Source organism: Streptomyces calidiresistens, from assembly GCF_014141525.1.
In the GTDB taxonomy this organism is placed as follows: domain Bacteria; phylum Actinomycetota; class Actinomycetes; order Streptomycetales; family Streptomycetaceae; genus Streptomyces; species Streptomyces calidiresistens.
Genome location: NZ_VKHS01000536.1, coordinates 1 through 3,879 on the forward strand (window position 1 = coordinate 1; position 3,879 = coordinate 3,879).

Consider the following 3,879-nt stretch of genomic DNA (forward strand, 5'->3'; position numbering starts at 1 on the left):
GGGGTGGGAGGCCCTGCTGCGCAGGGCGTGGGGGTTGGTCTCCGCGCACACCCCGACCGATGCCGCGACCTGCGCGGCCGTGTGGTCGGGTGTGACCCCCCTGCGCCCGCTGCCCGGAGACCACTTGAGCGCCGCGTCCGGGCACGCGCCGGGAGCGATCGGCATGGCGTGGAGCGACGATCCGGTGCACATTGCGGAGAGCATCGTGCACGAGTCCCACCATCTCGTGCTCGGTGCCCTGACCGGGATCCTGCCACTGCACGGGAACGACCCGTCGCCCCGCTACCGGGTGCCGTGGCGGAGCGACCCGAGGCCGCTGGGGGCCGCGCTGCAAGGGGTCTACGCGCATCTTGCCGTGGCGCGGTGGTGGAGGGAGTACGCCGCCGCCGTGCCGACAGCGGCGCGGCGGCGGTGTCTGGACACCCACCGGCAGTACCGGGAGTGGGTGTTGCGCACGCTCGACGTCCTGGAGGGCTGTGTCTCCCTGACTCCGGCCGGGGAGCGGTTCCTCGGGGGAATGGCGGAGGAGGCGGCCCGGCTGGACGGCCCCTCGGGGCGTTCCCGGCCCACCGGTTCCTTCGCCCCTGCCGGCACGGTGCCCTCGTCAACGGCGGACGCGCCCACCGTCCACGGCGGTTTCGGGGTTCCCACCGCCATCGGCCCCGGCGATGTCCTGTTGGTCCACGCCTCGCTGCGGGCCCTCGGTTCCCCGTCCCCCCGTCGGGTGGCGGATGTCCTCCTGGACCTGCTGGGCACGGAGGGAACACTGGTGGTGCCCTCCTTCACCCCGGACAACACCGATCCGGAGGATTGGGAACGCACCTGCGGCGTCGCGGTGCCGCGTTCGTGGTGGCCGGGGTTGCGAAACGATCTCCCCCCGTTCGACCCGATGCGTACACCGGGTCACCGAACAGGGGCTTTCGCGGAGTACATCCGCACCCTCCCGGGGAGCGTGCGGAGCAATCATCCCCACACGTCCTTCACCGCGGTGGGGCGGGAGGCGGGGCGAATCGCGAATGTCCACGATCTGAACTGCCACTTCGGGGAGAGGTCCCCCCTGGGGACCCTCTACGCCCTGGATGCCAAGGTGTTGTTGTTGGGCACGGACTTCGCCTCCAACACCGCCTTCCACCTGGCCGAGTACCGATATGCTCAGCCTCCGCCGTCGTCTCGCTATCGATGCGTGATACCAACACCCGAGAAAGGAAGGACATGGGTGGATTATCGGGACGTACGACTCGACGATCGCGACTTTCCGAGTATCGGCATGTCCTTCGAAGCCACCGGAGCGGTGCGGAACCTCGGGATCGCCGGAGGACGGGGAAAGGTCTTCCGACTCCGGGACGCCGTGCGGTTCGCGGAGGAGTGGATGCGCACGAGGAGGGCGCACGGGAAGGGGAATCGGCGCGTTCCGGGCGCGGAGGGGGCTCCCACGGGTTGACCCCCGGGACCCGCCCGTCGAACGCCGGATGGGCCCCGGGGCCGAAGCGGAAATCGTACGGGGCCCCGGCGGCCCCCGGGAACGACGGGAGCGGGGGGATGTACGAGTTCTTCCTGAGTTATGCGCGTGACACCGACGAGGTGTGGGCGAGTCGTTTCCACCACGACCTGTGTCTGCGCGTCGCCATGCGCACCGGCCGCACTCCGGACGCGGTGGGGGTGAAATTCACGGGCCGCGCGGAGGCTCCGGACACTCTGCTCGAGCAGTGCAGGAAAGTCGTCGCCCTGGTTTCGCCCGAATACCTGCGCCGAGCATCCTGTCGGCGAGAGTTGGAGCACTTCCGAACCCGGAATGAGTCGGACCCTCCCGTGCTGTGGATCACCTGGGAGCCAATCGAGTTCCCGGACGCCGTTCCGGAGGCCGACGGCACGCCCCCCGCGGGTGAGGCGATGACCGATGGATTCACCACCGTGCATCCTAAAAAAGGATTACTTTATCTCCTCCGTCGTCGTTCCCTGTACGGAGAGGAATACGAGGACGTGGTGGAGGAAGCGGCCAATCGGCTGCTCATGGATCCGCCCGGGGCTCTCCTCTCGCCACCGCGTCTCCCCTCCCTCCCCCGAGGGCTCGATCGGGGGAAACCCGATCCCGGATCGCCGGTGGTCGACATCGCGATTCTCGCCCCGAGCCGGCCCGGTGTCCCCCCGACCGGGGATGACAACGCCCCCCACCGGCCCACCGACCCACCGGATCGGCGCCCCCGTCCCCCCGGAAGGTCCGTCCGGGACACCGTCACGGACATACTGGCCACGGCGGGGGCGCTCGGCACGGTACTCCCCGGCACGGCGGTCACCCCCGCCTGGATACGGGAGCACAGCGTGGAGCGTCCACTCCTGCTCGTGGTGGACGCCCGCGCGGTGGTCTCGGGGGAATACCGGGAACTCCTCCTTGCCGCCGACGGCATGCCGCCCGACACCGTCCTGGTGCTCGCCCCGGACATCGAACCCGACGGGGGAACCGGCACACCCGACATCATCCCGGAGGGCGTGGTGAGATCCGCGCTTCCCCGGCTGTGGGGGGCCGCGGACCACGACACCGAGAACTGGAACCCCCGAGGTCCCGGGCGGCTCGAACGGTGCCTGCACAACATGTTGACCGTCCAACGCAATCGCCTCATCACCCACTCGCGTCCCGCTCGGATCCCCGCCATGACCACCGGGGGTTTCGACAGGCTTCCTCTACTCGGAGGGGACTTCTGATGACTCCTCGTCCCGACATCACCGAGGAGCGGTCCTCCGGCACGGTGATCACCTTCTACTCGTTCAAGGGCGGCACCGGACGCACCATGGCGCTGGCCAACGTGGCCTGGATCCTGGCCAGCAACGGCAAACGCGTACTGGTCATGGACTGGGACCTGGAGGCTCCCGGGCTGCACCGATACTTCGCCCCTCTCCTCCTCGACCGGGATCTCACCTCCACACCCGGCCTGATCGACCAGGTGCGGTCCTACGACGAAGCGGCCCGCCGGTCACCGGCCAACGCCCTGAGGGAGCACGCCCGCGCCGAGAAGAACGCCGTGGCACTCGACCACCGCTTCCCGGACGGGGGGCACATCATGTTCGTGGGTGCCGGGAGGCTGACCCCGGAGTACTCCCGGACCGTGAACACCTACGACTGGCGTGGTTTCTACGAGAAACGGGGAGGCCAGGAGTTCCTGCGTCGACTGCGCGAGGACATGCGCGAGAACTTCGACTACGCCCTCATCGACAGTCGCACGGGGTACAGCGACACCTCCGGTATCACCACCCTCATCATGCCGGACGTCCTGATCGATTGTTTCTCCCTCAACAGCCAGGCCGTTGACGGCGCCCATCAGGTGGCCCGGGAGGTACGGCACAAATCCCCGCATGTCCGTGTGCTCCCGGTCCCCATGCGGGTGGTCGAGGAGGAGCGCGAGCGTCTCCAGGCCAGTCGACACAACGCCCACATGCGGTTCCGGGACGTTCTCGACGACCTCTCGCCGGCAGCCCGGGAACAGTACTGGCGTGCGATCGAGATCCCGCAGAAGTCGTACTACGTACACGTGGAGATGCCCGCGACCGTCGGGGATCCCCCGGACACCGCGGGAAGCCTCCTCTCGGCCTTCGAACGCCTCACCTCGGTGATCACCTCGGGGGCCGTGACCGGTCTCCGCCCCGCTCCCGAGGAGGAGCGCCTCCTCCTGTTGCGCCGGTACATCGACACCGATACCTCCCCGACCCCGGGGGTCGGCACGGACATGCTCACCGGCTTCCACCGCAGCCTCCGGCTGATCCACTCGCCCCGGGACCGCATGTGGGCACGATGGATCGCGGAACGGGTGCGGGAGGCGGGCGGGGAGATCCACCTGCGGATGACCGGGGCGGGCGGTCCTCCGGCCCTGCGCCCGGGCGAGGAGG

The 3,879-nt window shown here is 69.3% G+C and carries 3 protein-coding genes; all 3 read left to right on the forward strand.

Annotation, left to right across the window (positions count from 1 at the left end):
- Positions 1 to 1,441: AAC(3) family N-acetyltransferase (locus tag FOE67_RS19100; RefSeq protein WP_182665938.1), on the forward strand; the 1,441-nt coding region annotated here is incomplete at its 5' end.
- 98 nt (positions 1,442 to 1,539) lie between these two features.
- On the forward strand, positions 1,540 to 2,700 hold the full coding sequence (locus FOE67_RS19105) for a toll/interleukin-1 receptor domain-containing protein (RefSeq protein WP_182665940.1): 1,161 nt from the start codon (positions 1,540 to 1,542) through the stop codon (positions 2,698 to 2,700).
- The coding region (locus tag FOE67_RS19110) for a KGGVGR-motif variant AAA ATPase (RefSeq protein ID WP_182665942.1) at positions 2,700 to 3,879 on the forward strand (1,180 nt) is incomplete at its 3' end. The genes FOE67_RS19105 and FOE67_RS19110, both read left to right, overlap by 1 nt.